The sequence below is a fragment of the Acetivibrio sp. genome (assembly GCF_035371925.1).
Taxonomy (GTDB): Bacteria; Bacillota; Clostridia; order Acetivibrionales; family Acetivibrionaceae; genus Hungateiclostridium.
Genome location: NZ_DAORXT010000070.1, coordinates 1 through 15,189 on the forward strand (window position 1 = coordinate 1; position 15,189 = coordinate 15,189).

Sequence of the window (15,189 nt, forward strand, 5' to 3'; positions counted from 1 at the left end):
TTCTATGATTGAGTGAGAAAACGAGAGAAAAATGAAGAAATATTAGGGAGGTAATTCACTATGTTAGAAATTCTTACTGGAAATTTCTTTGCAATTTTCGGAGCAGCAATAGCATTTATCTTTGCAGGTTTTGGTTCTTCAAAAGGTGTAGGCTTGGCCGGTGAAGCCGGCGCAGGTGTTCTTACCGAAGACCCGGGCAAATTCGGTCCTGTAATGGTACTTCAGGCTCTTCCCAGTACCCAGGCAATCTACGCTTTCGTTATCGCATTCCTTACCATTCAGAAAGTAGTAATGGGTGATTCTTTGTCAATTGCAGAAGGTTTTATACTCTTTGCCGGCTGTATTCCTGTTGGTTTTGTAGGCTGGATTTCAGGAATAGCCCAGGGCAGGGTTGCTGCTGCAGGAATAAACATGATTGCAAAAAGAGCAGACGGTCTCGGTAGAGCTATCATAATGGCACTTATGGTTGAGATGTTTGCTATCTTGGGATTCATAGTGTCAATATTAATGATTGGTAAAGTAGCATAAGATATTATATAAAAGGGAGTGTTCCCAATGGCAGGAGTAGAAAAGATAAAAGAAAGAATAATCGAGGAAGCACGTGCCCAGGCAGAGGCAAATATCAAACGTGCCGAAGAAGAAGCTGCAAAAATAATCGCAGCTGCTCAAAAAGAGGCAGATGCCAAAAAGGCACAAATCCTCGACAAAGCAAAAATCGAAGCCGTGGATGTGAAAAAGAGGCTTAAAGCAATGGCTGAGCTTGAGGCAAGGAAGAAAAAGCTTCAAGCAAGGCAAGAAGTTGTTGATGAAGCATTTGATAAAACCATTGAGAAATTAAAAAGCTTGCCTGACAAGGAATATGAGGAAATAATCTCCCAGATGATAGTAAATTCCGTAGAAAGCGGGACTGAAGAGATTATACTCTCTCCTAAGGATAAGCAAAGGGTATCCTCCGGTTTTATAGAAAATATCAACAAGAAACTTTCCCAAAAAGGTATTGACGGGAAAATGAGGCTTTCTGAGGAGACCAAAAACATAAGCGGAGGCTTTATATTAAAGTCCGGTGATGTTGAAATAAACAACTCCTTCGAAGCAATAATAAGAATGAAAAGAGAAGAAGTAGAGGCCCAAGTTATAAAAGCGCTGTTCTAAAGCTTCTTAAAATTTGCCAAGAAGGAGGGGTGAAAATTGCCAAAGCCTAAGAAAATCGATGAAACAAAATATGTATATGCAGTCTCTAGGATACGTGCCATTGAAAAACGGCTTTTAGATAAAATAAAGCTTGACAGGATGGTGGAAGCAAAGTCCGCGGATGAATCATTAAGAGTCTTGCTTGAAGCCGGATACGGCAGTGGAGACAGTGATGTAAAAAGCGTATTTGAATATGAAAGCATTTTAAAGGAAGAGCACAACAAAGTGTACAGCCTTTTAAATGAGCTTGCTCCTGAAAAGGATATTATAAATATGTTTTTGCTTGCAAATGACTACCATAATATAAAGGTAATCCTAAAGGCAGAGTTCTCCAATCAGGACGAGACTTCCCTCTTGATTGAACCGGGCTCCGTTCCTGCTAACGAGCTGAAGCTTATGATAAAGGACAGAAATATGTCGAAAATGCCTCCCATTATGAAAAAAGCAGTGGAGGAAGCCATAGACACCTATAGCAGGACCAATGACCCCCAGGTTATAGACCTGATTTTGGACAAGGCTAACTATGCTCATATGAAGAGTATTTCAGCCTCTTTGGACAATAAGTTTGTAAATGAGCTGATTGTTACGTTGATTGACCTTAGAAATATTAATATTTTTCTTAGGGTTAAAAACTTAAAAAAATCATGGGATTTTCTCCAAAAGGTTCTTATTCCGGGCGGATACATCGACACTAAAGTTTTTATTCAAAACTTTGACACACCCATAGAAAACCTTGTCGAAGCACTCAGGTTCACCAAGTACGGTCCCTTGCTGGAGGATGGAATTGAAAGCTTTAGGAGTACGGGAAGTCTTACAAAGTTTGAAAAGCTGTCGGACAACTTTATAACCTCTTATGTCAAAAAATCAAAACTCATTACCTTTGGCATTGAGCCTTTGATAGGATACCTTATGGCAAAGGAAACCGAGATTAAAAATGCAAGAATCATTATGGTAGGTAAAATAAACAATATTTCTAATGATGTCATTAGGGAAAGGCTGAGAGAGTCTTATGTATAAAATAGGTGTTGTTGGAGACAAAGACAGTATCTTAGGGTTTAAAGCCCTTGGCATGTCGGTATTCCCCGTTACAAGCGCTATAGAGGCCCAAGAGACGATTGACAAAATTGCCTCCATGCAATATGCAGTTATATACATTACGGAGCAGTTTGCAAAGGACATCGTCTCTACAATAGAAAAATACAAGGACCAAAGATTACCTGCCATTATACCCATTCCAAGCAATCAGGGTCCTTTGGGTATTGGCATGATGAATGTCAAGAAAAGCGTGGAACGCGCTGTGGGTGCTGACATACTTTTTAAAGATGAATAATTCTTGTTTGACTTTGAGGTTAAAACTTTTTTTGAAAGAAGGGATAAAACGTGAGCCAGGGAACAATAGTTAAAGTCTCCGGGCCTTTGGTAATTGCCGAGGGCATGAGAGATGCAAATATGTTTGACGTTGTGCGTGTAAGCGAACATCGTTTGATTGGCGAAATAATTGAAATGCACGGTGACCGTGCTTCCATTCAGGTATACGAAGAAACAGCCGGCTTGGGTCCCGGTGAACCGGTGGTTTCTACCGGTGCGCCTCTGAGCGTTGAGCTGGGACCCGGACTTATCGAGAATATTTTTGACGGTATTCAAAGACCTCTTGAGAAAATGAGGGAAATGGTAGGCAGCAATATAACAAGAGGTATTGATGTTACTCCCCTTGACAGAAAGAAAAAGTGGGAATTTAAACCTACTGTAAAAAAAGGAGATAAAGTGGCTTCCGGCGACATTATAGGAAAAGTTCAGGAAACTTCCATCGTAGAGCACAGGATAATGGTGCCCTATGGAGTTGAGGGAACAATTGAGGAAATAAAGAGCGGAAGCTTCACCGTGGAAGAAACCGTTGCAAAGGTTAAAACTGCAAACAACGAGTTGATTGATATTTGCATGATGCAGAAATGGCCAGTACGTATCGGCCGCCCGTATAAAGAGAAGCTCCCCCCTAACTCTCCCCTTGTTACAGGTCAAAGGGTTATAGACACTCTCTTCCCTTTGGCCAAAGGCGGAGTTGCAGCCGTACCGGGTCCTTTCGGAAGCGGTAAAACGGTAGTTCAGCATCAGCTTGCAAAATGGGCCGATGCCGAAATAGTTATCTATATAGGCTGCGGAGAGCGCGGAAACGAAATGACCGACGTTTTAAAGGAATTCCCGGAGCTTAAAGACCCAAGGACCGGCGAGTCCCTTATGAAGAGAACCGTTCTTATAGCAAACACATCAGACATGCCTGTTGCTGCCAGAGAAGCATCCATTTATACAGGTATGACTATTGCAGAATATTTCAGGGATATGGGCTATAGTGTGGCGTTAATGGCAGACTCCACTTCCCGTTGGGCGGAAGCATTAAGAGAAATGTCCGGCCGACTCGAAGAAATGCCCGGTGAAGAAGGTTATCCGGCATATCTTGGTTCAAGACTTGCCCAGTTCTATGAAAGGGCAGGAAGAGTTGTATGCCTTGGCTCTGAAGGAAGAGAAGGAGCCCTTACCGCCATCGGTGCCGTATCTCCTCCGGGTGGAGACCTTTCCGAACCTGTTACACAGGCAACACTTCGAATTATCAAAGTGTTCTGGGGACTTGATTCAAGCCTTGCCTACAGGCGTCACTTCCCTGCAATCAACTGGCTGCAAAGCTACTCGCTGTATCTTGATATAATAGGCCAGTGGATTAACGAGAATATCTCAAGAGACTGGGATTCTATGAGGTCTGACACTATGCGTATTCTGCAAGAAGAAGCGGAACTTGAGGAAATTGTTCGCTTGGTCGGTGTTGACGCCCTGTCACCAGCCGACAGGCTTACTCTCGAAGCCGCCAAATCGATACGTGAAGACTATCTTCACCAAAATGCCTTCCATGAGGTAGATACCTACACCTCATTGAACAAGCAGTACAGAATGCTAAAACTCATACTGGGATTCTATTACAGCGGTAAAAAAGCGTTAGATGCAGGGGTAAGCATTAAAGAGCTGTTTGAGCTTCCTGTCAGGGAAAAAATCGGAAGAGCTAAATACACACCTGAAAATCAGGTAAACAGTCATTTCAATGAAATTGAAAAAGAACTTAATGATCAAATAGAAGCCCTCATCTCAAAGGAGGTGCAATAAGATGCTGAAGGAGTATAGAACAATAAACGAAGTAGCCGGTCCTCTGATGCTTGTGCAGAAGGTTGAAGGTGTAAAATACGGCGAACTCGGTGAAATAGAACTGGCAAACGGTGAAATCAGAAGATGTAAAGTATTGGAAGTTAACGGTGATAACGCACTGGTTCAGCTTTTTGAAAGCTCAACAGGTATAAACGTTGCTACAAGTAAAGTAAGATTTTTAGGAAGAAGTATTGAGCTTCCCGTATCAATGGATATGCTGGGAAGAGTATTTAGCGGTATGGGCAAGCCCTTGGACGGCGGTCCCAACATTATCCCCGACAAAAGGCTTGACATCAACGGTCTTCCTATGAATCCGGCAGCAAGAAACTATCCTTCGGAGTTTATTCAGACCGGAGTTTCAGCCATTGACGGACTGAATACCTTGGTTCGCGGTCAGAAGCTCCCCATATTCTCCGGTTCGGGTCTTCCCCATGCCCAGCTTGCAGCGCAGATTGCAAGGCAGGCAAAGGTTTTGGGTACGGACAGTAAATTTGCCGTTGTGTTTGCAGCTGTTGGTATTACCTTTGAGGAAGCTGACTTCTTTATCAGTGACTTTAAGAGAACCGGTGCCATAGACCGTACTGTTCTTTTTATCAACCTGGCAAATGACCCTGCCATCGAACGTATTTCAACTCCCCGTATGGCTCTTACAGCTGCGGAATACCTTGCTTTTGAGAAAGACATGCACGTACTCGTTATAATCACCGACATAACCAACTACGCAGAGGCGCTGCGTGAAGTATCTGCCGCAAGAAAGGAAGTTCCCGGCAGAAGAGGTTATCCGGGCTACCTTTATACAGACCTTGCTACAATATACGAAAGAGCCGGAAGAAAGATTGACAGTGAGGGAAGTATCACCCTGATTCCGATACTTACAATGCCTGAGGATGACAAGACCCATCCTATCCCCGACCTCACCGGATATATAACCGAGGGTCAGATTATTCTAAGCAGAGAGCTTCACCGTAAGGGCATAACCCCTCCAATAGACGTACTACCATCCCTTTCCCGTCTTAAAGACAAGGGAATCGGAAAAGGCAAAACCCGTGAAGACCATGCGGATACAATGAACCAGCTTTTTGCAGCTTACGCAAGGGGTAAGGAAGCAAAGGAATTGGCTGTAATCCTCGGAGATGCCGCCCTTTCCGATACGGATAAGCTGTATGCGAAATTTGCGGATGCCTTCGAAAAAGAATATGTATCCCAAGGCTTTAATGAGGACAGAACCATTGAAAAAACTCTTGAAATCGGCTGGAAGCTGCTTTCAATACTGCCTAGAGCAGAGCTTAAGCGTATCCGGGATGAATACCTTGACAAGTATTTGCCTAAAGCATCGGAGAATTAACAGCCTTTGCTTGTAAAGATGCTTTATTTAGGTTATTGTTTAGTCCCGAGCTTTTATTTTCAAACTCAAGAAGAAGGTTTATAGCTGGCTTCTTAATATATTTAAGGAGAGAATTACTATGGCAATTATGCGTGTAAACCCGACCAGAATGGAGCTTACCCGACTCAAGAAACGGCTGCAGGTTGCCCGCAGAGGCCACAAACTGCTAAAGGATAAGCTTGATGAGCTCATGAAGCAGTTTCTTGACCTGGTAAGAAAAAACAAGGAGCTCCGCGAAAAGGTTGAAGAAATGCTGATGAAAGTTCACCAGGACTTTCTCATAGCCAGGGCCGTTATGTCATCAGAAGGCCTTGATGCTGCACTCATGCTTCCAAAGCAAAACATAAGCCTTGATGTGTCAACGCAGAATATTATGAGTGTGGAAGTTCCTGTGCTGAATTTCACCACTTCAAGCTCCGACGAAAGCGATATATATCCTTACGGATTTGCCTCGACTTCCGGAGAACTCGACGGTGCCATCTCAACCCTTTCCCAGGTGCTTCCGTACATGCTTGAGCTTGCGCAGATGGAGAAATCATCCCAGCTTCTTGCCCAGGAAATCGAAAAAACAAGAAGAAGGGTTAACGCCCTTGAATATGTTATGATACCTCAGTTGACGGAAACAATAAAGTATATATCCATGAAGCTGGACGAAAATGAAAGAGGAAACATCACAAGACTCATGAAGGTCAAGGACATGATGTTGGAGCAAGCCCATAATTATGAAGCAAAACTTAACGGTGCTTAAGAGTAAAGTAAAAACCGCCTGCCAATGAAATTATCTTAAAACTGGCAGGCGGTTTGATTATTTATTCCCCAGCATAGCCGCAAGACGCATATATTCCTCTTCCAGAGCCTCTTTGTCTGCTCCGGGAGCTGACAGCTTTGCTGCAATTTCAGCCATTTTCATTCTGATTAAAATCTTTTCAGTCTCATCTTTTGCCTTTTTAGGAGTTTCATTTCTCCTTTGGCCATACTCCTCAAAATTTCCTTCAAACTCCGTTATAGTATGGTTTTCAATAACAAGCAAGCGGTCGGCAACAGCATTTACAAAGGCACTGTCATGGGAGACAAAAAGAACTGTTCCCTCATATTCGCAAAGAACACTCTCCAAGGCTTCCATAGAGCTCATATCAAGATAGTTGGTGGGTTCATCCAAAATAAGAACATTGGCATCGGAGACAAAGAGCTTTGCAAAAGATACCTTTACCCTCTCCCCTCCGCTTAGGCACCCCACCTTTTTGTCTACATCATCATTTTTTATTAGCAGGCGTGCCAGTATTGTTCTTGCCACAGTCTGATTCTGGACACTGTCTTTCATCACATTTTCCAGTACGGACTTATCATAGTCGAGATTTTCAAAGTCTTGATGAAAATATCCAATTTTTACTTTGGGCACTACATATATGCTCCTGTCGGCTTTTTGGCAAATCAGGTTCAGCAATGTGCTTTTTCCTGCCCCGTTTTCGCCCCACAGGGCAGTTTTTGAACCGTTTAGCACCTTAAATCCGGCTTTGTCGAATATTTTCCTATCTCCATAGCTGAAAGATAGCCTGTCGGCAGAGATAACAACCTTGTTTTCCGGCGGATTGGTCAGGGAAAAATCCAGCTTGATTTTCGGTATCTCCTTTGGTTTTTCCTTTACCTCAAGCTTTTCAAGGCGGGTTTTTAGGCTGTTTACTTTGTTATTGATTTTCTCTTGCTTTTGTGTGGTTTCCCTTTTGTGAAGCCTCGCCTCGGAATTCCCCATTCTTTTTGGAGTTTTCCTCATGGATTTCGCCAAATTTTTTCTGTCTATTATTGCCTCCTCAATACTTGTCTTTTCTTCGATATATTTTTCGTACTCAAAAATCTCACGATTATACTCCATCTCCCTTTGCTTCTTATAGAAGGAGTAATTGCCGTTATAAAACTTTAGTTTCCCGTCCCTTACCTCAATTATTTTATTGCAAAGGCTGTCAAGTAAATCCCTGTCATGGCTTATGAGCAAAAAGGATTCCACGCTTTGAAGTTTTTGCTTTAAAAGCTCAATGCCTTTATAATCAAGATTTGCCGTAGGTTCATCCGCAAACACCAAAATTTTTTCGCCATTAAAGGCATTGGCAATTTTTATTCTGGTTTTTTCTCCCCCGCTAAAGACCTTTTGATGCACCTTTTGAGACAAGTCAAATTCCTTTAAAAGCTTTTTATCCGCACAAATGCTTTCGTCGGAAAACTGGCGGATATATGCTATATCGCAAAACTGTCTTACAAATCCCTCGTCCGGTTCTATTTCCTTTGCCAGAATATTTAAAAGCGTAGTCTTACCGGAACCGTTTTGACCTATTATCCCGATTTTGTCCCCGGAATAAATCTTTAAATCATCAATCTCAATTATAAGCCTGTCACTATAGTACTTCTTTATATTATGAGCTTCCAATATAAGCATAAAAAAATCTCTCCTTCCACTTTTTTCAGTGTGCCGGAAAGATATAAATAGCATAATACCTGCAAAAGCAGCAAGGCATTAACTGCATAGCAAAAATATTTATAGCTAATCCGGCACAAAACAAGAGCAGTATGCTCCATCTTTAAAAAAAATAAAGTGTTTTTTGCCAAATTAGCCAATGATCATCGTTAAAATACCTTGCCCTTTCTTCAATATTTAATTATATTTTACCCAATTTTATAAATTAAATCAATATCTCTGTTAAACTAAAAATCCCCTCCGGACGGGGATTTCAATCCGGAAGGGATTTTTGCCATGCTGCTGGTTATTTTATACTTTAGCTTTTAGTTTTAGGGGCATACCGGGAAATGCTGGATTTGCCCATTTATATGTTGAGTTATAAGCGCCAGATCAACGGAATTTACCGAACCGTCGCCATTTACATCTGCAGCAACATATTGTCTAAAGGTTAAAGTACCATTACCAATAAGGTAATTGCTAAGCAGGCTTTTGTCACTTGCTGTTACCAACTGATCTCCGTTAAGATCTCCATAATAAACTGTGTAAGTTTGGCCTGCGGGGAAAGAGGATATTTTTCCAAGAAGGTAGTCTCTGAGCAGATAATAATCAAGCATTGTAGAGCTAGAATCATAGTTCACATCTCCAGCTATATATTGTAATGGATTTGCGAACGGTATGGCATAGTATACTTCATTATACAATAATGCAAGGTCTACAGAGTCGATTGTTCCGTCCAAGTTTACATCACCAATAATTACTGTTTTGCTGCATTGATGTCCTGCATATGCTGTCATAGAACCGCCTAATACTATCATGGCGATACCTAAAACTACCGTTAACAGTGCAACTTTCTTTTTCATACACATTCCCCTTTCTTTTCCTTTGTCTTTTGTTTTTTATTGAAGCCGGCCGACTATCAATCATTATATTGGAACTTCCCTTGGAAGATTTATTGCTTATACTCCGAACACAGAACAGCTTGTCTTTCTAATATCATTATATATTCAAAAAATTAACATGTCATGTTAGTTATTCCATTTTACGTTTTTTGACATGTTTTTTGCTTTCAATGAAACAATTTGTTGACATTTTTTCAATAAAGCGACATGAATAGATTCTATTTTTATTGAAATTTTAAGTATCAAAACTGAATCCATATGCAGTAAAAATCCCCTCCGGACGAGGGTTTCAATCCGGAAGGGATTTTTTATGATGCTGCTGGTTATTTTATACTTTAGCCTTTAGTTTTGAGGGCATACCAGAAAATGCTCTATTTTGTCTTTCGCATGTGAGTTTATATATGATACATCAAGGGCATTTATAAATTGATCGCCATCTACATCTGCCGCAGCCAACTGTCTAAAAGTTAAAGGAGTTCTATTAAGAATGTGGTCGATAACTATTTCTTTATCATCTAATGTTACTAACTGGTCACCATTAAGGTCTCCATAATAAACCGTATAAAACTGGCCTGCAGGAAAAGAAGAAATATTTCTTAGAATGTAGTCTCTGAGCATGTTATAATCCTGCACTGTGATAGAACCATCATAGTCTACATCTGCAGCAACAAACTGCAATAAGCTCGTAAACGGTTGTCCGTGATTGACATAACGACCCAAAATTGTAACGTCTAAAGCGTCAATTAAGCCGTCCAAGTTTACATCACCGATAATTACCGTTTGATTGCATTGATGTGATGCGTATACTATCATTGAGCCGCCTAATACCATCATGGCAATACTCAAAGCTACCGTTAACAGTACAATTTTCTTATTCATACACATTCTCCTCCCTTTTTCCTTTGCTTTTTGTTTTTTTATTGAAGCCGGCCGACTATCAATCAAAATTTATCTTGAAAGTTCCCTTGTTTATACTTCGAATAGAAAACATCTTTTCCTTCCCAAGATTATTATATATTCAAAATTTTAGCACGTCATGTTAATTGTACCATATTCTATATTTTGACATACTTTTTAACTTTCAGTAAACAATGTGTTGCCATTTTTTATAATATAATATTTAATTATGTTAATTTAAACAAATTATGCACCTAAGTTATATATTTCCTTGTTTTTGTAAATAATATATAAATGCTTAAAGGTATTGAAAATACAAAAAAGGTTTATTTTTAAAGGAGTTTATCAATTAGATGGCAACCGTTGGAATACCCAAAGGATTATTTTACTTTGAACACCATGTGCTCTGGGAAAACTTCTTTTGCAATTTGGGTTGTAATGTTGAAGTGTCCGATGACACCAATAAAGAAATACTGGACTGGGGTGTAAAATACTGCAGCAATGAAACCTGTCTTCCCGTAAAGGTTTTTCACGGACATGTTTACAGTCTGAAAGACCGGGTGGATTATATATTCATACCCAGATATACAAGTGTTGATAAAAATGAGTATACCTGCCCCAAGTTTTGCGGACTTCCCGATATGACGCTGCTGAATTTGAAAAGGCAGATAAAGGTACTGGAAATTAAAATAAATGTGGATGCAAAACCCGAAGAAACCTTCAAAAGTCTTCGGGAAATCAGTAAAGCCTTAAAAGTCCGTTATCCCGATGTGGTTGAGGCTTTTAAAGCGGCACTGGAAACATACGACAACAGCCGAAGAAATACAGAAATATTTGAGGATCAAATAAATAGCAGCATTGGTAAGACTGTAATTTCATTATTGGGGCATCCGTACATGATTTACGACAGTTATCTTAATATGAAACTGATTGACAAGCTTAAAGCACGAAACATAACCGTTTTTACCCCCGGGGACATTGACCGTGAAACCAAAAGGAAAAAAGCCTACCCCTTCGAAGGGAAAATCTTCTGGGATGTCGGCTTTGAACTTCTCGGAAGCGCCTTTACTTTTGCTTCATCTCCGGCTGTCAGAGGAATAATATATCTTACTCCCTTTGCCTGCGGAGTTGACGCTTTTGTTTTGGAGTTTATCGAAAGGCGGCTTAAAGAGAAGTACAATATTCCCCTTCTTAAGCTAACCATTGACGAGCATACGGGAGAAGCTGGTTTTGATACAAGGATTGAAGCATTTTTGGATATGATAGGGTGATTATATGAAAATTACATTTCCCCATATGGGTGACTCATATATACCTGTAAAGGTACTGCTGGAAACTGCAGGAATTGACTATGTTATGCCACCGATTTTAGACCGAAGTCTATTAGAACAGGGTATACTGCACTCGCCTGAATTTGCCTGTCTTCCTTTTAAGACAATAATGGGCGATTTTATTTACGGCATTGAAAACGGGGCAGATTTGATACTTTTTGGCGGCGGCTGCGGCCAGTGCAGATTCGGCTACTTTGGAAAACTCCAGGCTGAAATATTAAAAAGTATCGGGTATAATGTGAATTTTATTTATCTTGACCTTAGCAATATCTCTGTGAAAGAAGTGCTGGAAAAAATAAGGCCTCTCACAGAAGGAAAGAGCGTATTTGAGCTTTTGAAGGCAATATTTTATGCGACTAAGACAGTTTTTACGGTGGACAGGATAAACAGGCTGGCAAGGTTCACAAGGTGCCGCGAGATAAACAAGGGCGAAACGGACAGAATAATGTCCCAATTTCACAATAATATTCAGAAGGCCAAGGGTTATAAAAGTATAAACAGGATAATTCGTTCCACTGCAAGAAAGCTTAGAAAGATAGCCCTAGACAGAAAGTACAATCCGATTAGGATTTGCCTTGTGGGTGAAATATACGTTGCCGCCCATCCCAGTATAAATTTTGAAATAGAAAGAAAGCTTGGCAACATGGGCGTGGAAGTACACAACACCATGGGCATGAGCTTTTGGATTAAGGAGCATTTTATAAAGAAGCTTTTACCTTTTAGAATAAAAAACAAGAACCATGAAGCGGGAAAAGAGTTTATGAATACCGATGATATCGGAGGTCATGGTCTCAGCTCCATAGGTGCCTCCATAAGAAGTGCCAAAAAGGGATTTGACGGCGTTATCCATATATACCCTTTCACCTGTATGCCTGAGATAATTGCTCAAAGCACCTTTAGCGAAGTGCAAAAGAAATACGGTATTCCAATTATTACACTGATAATTGATGAAATGACCGGCGAAGCAGGTTATATGACAAGGCTTGAGGCATTTGTGGATATGATTGGGATGAGAAGGAAACCATCGTTTTCTCTAATTCCGACATTTTTTTCGCAAAAAATTTAAAATTTTTTATAAAAACACTAAAGTAGTTCCGCTTTTTACTCGATATTATTCGTGTACAAATTAATACTCCCCTATAAAACCCGTTACATTTTCCCTTCTATTTTGAAATGTACGGGCCTTTTTTTTGCCTATTTTTCATTCTTGTTTCCCTCTTCACTGTGTTTTATTATAAAGCACTAAAATCAACCGCTATTATAAAGAATAATAAATTAACATACAATAAAAATGTATCAAAATTAAATAAGTGCTTAAACACATCCTTGAAAAATTGTTTGCTTAATATTATAATAAAAGCAAGTATAGATGTTTGCGGAGCATACTAAAACCGTCTTAATAAAACTGAGAGCAATCTCCGTTTTATATTGTTGTTTAGAATTTTATATATTAAAAATCAAAAATCTCTTCCGTGGCAAAAATTGCAAAAACAGTATCCAAGGAAGAGATTTTTTATTTGCAAAAAAGACGGTTGTATATCATCCTAAATGGCCATTTCATGTAAAGCCTTGTTTATGTATAATACCCGGCGAAATTATTTGCACTCCATCTGAAATTTCAACCTTCCTTGCCCTTTTCCACAAAAACTGTAAATGTACCATCCTCATTATTCACAACATCAAGAACTTTATGACCCTCTTCCTTGAAACTTCTTGGCACATTCAAAATAGGTTCTCCCTCATTCATCTTAATTTCAAGAATTTGCCCTTCCTCAAGCTCTTCTATAGCGACCTTTGCCTTCACAAAAGTCATGGGGCAAACAACATCAGTAATATCAACAAAACCATCCGCTTTAAAGTTGCTCATATTTTTTCCTCCATTCCAGCGGTCCTTTATCCACATAAAATACTCAATAATCACACCGCTTCCAATAGCTCTACAAGCCTGTTTTTCAACAAGTCCCAGCCTACCCTGTCCAGTGTATTTCCAAATCTTTCACCGGGTTTTCCATGCTCCTCAAAAAACGCCAAAGTGGCTTCAATAACCTTATGTAAATCTTCCTTTGAGAAAAGGATAGGCAAAAGCTGCCTTCCGATTGATATTCTATTGCCAAACAATCCCCCAAAGTACAATATGAATCCACTTTTCCCTTCCCATGCACTTGTAGGACAAACCTTAACACATTTACCGCAATAGATACAGTCCTTTTCATTGAAAGCTAACTCTTTTTCCTGCTTTTTCACCTCAATAACTTTAGCAGGACAAACTGCCTGACACAATCCACAGTAAATACATTTATCCTCAGCCCAAGCAGGCTTCATTCCGCCTTTAACCCCAAGGTCATTTTCCTCTGCCTTCAAGCAATTATTTCTGCAGCCGGTAATCCCCAGCTTAAACTTATGGGGCAATTCCCGGGCATAATACCTTTCATCAAATTCCTCGGCAAGCTCCGTTGTATTAATGAGCCCGCTGGGACAAATGGCAGACCCTTGGCATGCAGTAATGGTCCTTACCCTTGGTCCGCACGCACCGGGCTGTAAACCTGCTTGCGCAAGTTCCTTCTTAACAGCATCAATATCTTGAAGCTTTATAAACGGAATTTCAATACTCTGCCTTGAAGTCAAATGGACATATCCTGCACCGTACTTTTCCGCTATTTCATTCACCTTTGCAAGTTGCTCCGCTTTTATTTGACCTCCAACAATTCTTAAGCGCAGTGAAAAGCGGTCCTTGTCAACCTGCTTCATAAATCCGCCTTTTTTCAGCTCTTTATAATCCACATTTGCCACTATGTTTCCTCCCCCACAATAGACAACTCTTCCTCTGTCACATGTCCTGATGAAATATTAAAGCTCTTTAGTACCGGTGTATCGTCTTTTAGCGATAATATCAAGTAACTTGCCTTTGGGTCAAAGGCAAGCCTTATATCCTCTTCCGACGGACGGGATGGCGTTGCCGGATGACTGTGAAAGTTTCCCAGAAGCTCCCAACCATTATTTCTCATATCCTTAATTGCTGCAAACTGTTCCCTTGGATTCATTGAAAAATGCTCCGGACTTTCATCTATGTTTCTTAGCGGATATACTTTCTCAACATATTTCACCCCGTTCTCTATTCTGCCTCCCAATAGCCCGCAAGCTTCATTAGGCAAAACACTGCGGGAATGGTCAAGTATCTCCCGGTACTGCTTTTTTGTCATAACAATCATGACCAGCCACCTCCAACATCCATCAAGATTTCAAATCACACACTGCCTGCTCATAATCTATAAGCTCTTTTATAGTAGGATTTTCACCGCAAACCTGACACCTTTTATTCTTTGGCAACTTAATCTTTCTAAACTCCATCGTAAGTGCATCATAGGTTAGAAGGTATCCCGTAAGCAATTCGCCAATGCCAAGTATGTATTTAATAGCTTCAGTTGCTTGAATAGTTCCAATAATTCCGCCCATTACTCCCAATACTCCAGCCTGTTTGCATGTGGGGACTTTATCCGGTGGCGGAGGATTTTCAAATATACATCTATAACATGGCCCCTTACCCGGAACATAAGTCATGGTCTGCCCTTGGAACCTTATAATCCCCGCATGGGAAAAGGGTTTTCCCATAAGTACACTGGCATCATTTATTAAAAACTTTGCAGGGAAATTGTCGGTGCCGTCTATAATAAAATCATAATCCCTGTCCTTAATAATATCCCTTATATTGGCCGAACTTACCCACTCTTTATAAGTAACAACATCCACATCGGGATTCATTTCATTGATGGTTTCCTTTCCCGATATCACCTTGGGTTTTCCCACATCCTTGGTCAGGTGAATAATCTGTCTTTGAAGATTTGAAAGCTC

At 40.3% G+C, this 15,189-nt stretch carries 16 protein-coding genes; 9 read left to right on the forward strand and 7 right to left on the reverse strand.

All coding sequences use genetic code 11. The annotated features are described in order from the left end of the window. Nucleotides 1-60: 60 nt before the first annotated feature. The 7 genes from PLH43_RS09875 (at nucleotide 61) to PLH43_RS09905 (ending at nucleotide 6,512) form a co-directional block, all read left to right on the forward strand. Nucleotides 61-528, forward strand: a complete 468-nt coding sequence (locus tag PLH43_RS09875; protein WP_324362602.1) for a V-type ATP synthase subunit K — start codon at nucleotides 61-63, stop codon at nucleotides 526-528. 27 nt (nucleotides 529-555) lie between these two features. Next, nucleotides 556-1,152, forward strand: a complete 597-nt coding sequence (locus tag PLH43_RS09880; RefSeq protein ID WP_324362603.1) for a V-type ATP synthase subunit E family protein — start codon at nucleotides 556-558, stop codon at nucleotides 1,150-1,152. A 36-nt stretch (nucleotides 1,153-1,188) separates the two neighbouring features. Continuing rightward, complete coding sequence (locus PLH43_RS09885; RefSeq protein WP_324362605.1) at nucleotides 1,189-2,208, forward strand: V-type ATP synthase subunit C; 1,020 nt, start codon at nucleotides 1,189-1,191, stop codon at nucleotides 2,206-2,208. After that, nucleotides 2,201-2,521 carry a V-type ATP synthase subunit F gene (locus PLH43_RS09890; RefSeq protein WP_324362607.1) on the forward strand — a complete coding sequence of 107 codons (321 nt, stop codon included), beginning with the start codon at nucleotides 2,201-2,203 and terminating at the stop codon, nucleotides 2,519-2,521. Before PLH43_RS09885 ends, PLH43_RS09890 begins: the two co-directional genes overlap by 8 nt. 50 nt (nucleotides 2,522-2,571) lie before the next feature. Next, nucleotides 2,572-4,341 (forward strand): ATP synthase subunit A, encoded by a 1,770-nt coding sequence (locus PLH43_RS09895; RefSeq protein WP_324362609.1) that lies wholly within the window; start codon nucleotides 2,572-2,574, stop codon nucleotides 4,339-4,341. A 1-nt stretch (nucleotide 4,342) separates the two neighbouring features. Then, entirely contained in the window at nucleotides 4,343-5,725 is a 1,383-nt protein-coding gene (locus tag PLH43_RS09900) for a V-type ATP synthase subunit B (RefSeq protein WP_324362611.1), read from the forward strand. A 118-nt stretch (nucleotides 5,726-5,843) separates the two neighbouring features. Then, nucleotides 5,844-6,512 carry a V-type ATP synthase subunit D gene (locus PLH43_RS09905; RefSeq protein WP_324362613.1) on the forward strand — a complete coding sequence of 223 codons (669 nt, stop codon included), beginning with the start codon at nucleotides 5,844-5,846 and terminating at the stop codon, nucleotides 6,510-6,512. A 57-nt stretch (nucleotides 6,513-6,569) separates the two neighbouring features. Here PLH43_RS09905 and abc-f read toward each other — a convergent pair whose 3' ends face one another. From abc-f to PLH43_RS09920, 3 genes are all read right to left on the reverse strand, one after another. Further along, nucleotides 6,570-8,192, reverse strand: coding sequence for a ribosomal protection-like ABC-F family protein (gene abc-f / locus PLH43_RS09910; protein ID WP_324362615.1), 1,623 nt, complete (start codon nucleotides 8,190-8,192; stop codon nucleotides 6,570-6,572). 350 nt (nucleotides 8,193-8,542) lie between these two features. Continuing rightward, complete coding sequence (locus tag PLH43_RS09915; RefSeq protein WP_324362617.1) at nucleotides 8,543-9,079, reverse strand: dockerin type I repeat-containing protein; 537 nt, start codon at nucleotides 9,077-9,079, stop codon at nucleotides 8,543-8,545. Nucleotides 9,080-9,454: 375 nt separating this feature from the next. Continuing rightward, nucleotides 9,455-9,991 (reverse strand): dockerin type I repeat-containing protein, encoded by a 537-nt coding sequence (locus tag PLH43_RS09920; protein ID WP_324362619.1) that lies wholly within the window; start codon nucleotides 9,989-9,991, stop codon nucleotides 9,455-9,457. A gap of 371 nt (nucleotides 9,992-10,362) precedes the next feature. Here PLH43_RS09920 and PLH43_RS09925 point away from each other — a divergent pair, with 371 nt between their 5' ends. Both PLH43_RS09925 and PLH43_RS09930 read left to right on the forward strand, forming a co-directional pair. Further along, on the forward strand, nucleotides 10,363-11,280 hold the full coding sequence (locus tag PLH43_RS09925; protein WP_324362621.1) for an acyl-CoA dehydratase activase-related protein: 918 nt from the start codon (nucleotides 10,363-10,365) through the stop codon (nucleotides 11,278-11,280). A 4-nt stretch (nucleotides 11,281-11,284) separates the two neighbouring features. Beyond that, entirely contained in the window at nucleotides 11,285-12,406 is a 1,122-nt protein-coding gene (locus tag PLH43_RS09930; protein WP_324362623.1) for a hypothetical protein, read from the forward strand. A 552-nt stretch (nucleotides 12,407-12,958) separates the two neighbouring features. On the opposite strand, the gene PLH43_RS09935 is transcribed toward PLH43_RS09930, so the two are convergent. The 4 genes from PLH43_RS09935 to PLH43_RS09950 all read right to left on the reverse strand — a co-directional run. After that, nucleotides 12,959-13,207 (reverse strand): sulfurtransferase TusA family protein, encoded by a 249-nt coding sequence (locus tag PLH43_RS09935; protein WP_324362625.1) that lies wholly within the window; start codon nucleotides 13,205-13,207, stop codon nucleotides 12,959-12,961. Between the two features lie 50 nt (nucleotides 13,208-13,257). After that, nucleotides 13,258-14,130, reverse strand: a complete 873-nt coding sequence (locus PLH43_RS09940) for a 4Fe-4S binding protein (protein ID WP_324362627.1) — start codon at nucleotides 14,128-14,130, stop codon at nucleotides 13,258-13,260. Next, nucleotides 14,130-14,549, reverse strand: coding sequence for a M67 family metallopeptidase (locus PLH43_RS09945; RefSeq protein ID WP_324362629.1), 420 nt, complete (start codon nucleotides 14,547-14,549; stop codon nucleotides 14,130-14,132). Before PLH43_RS09945 ends, PLH43_RS09940 begins: the two co-directional genes overlap by 1 nt. 22 nt (nucleotides 14,550-14,571) lie before the next feature. Next, nucleotides 14,572-15,189: ThiF family adenylyltransferase (locus tag PLH43_RS09950; protein ID WP_324362631.1), on the reverse strand; the 618-nt coding region annotated here is incomplete at its 5' end.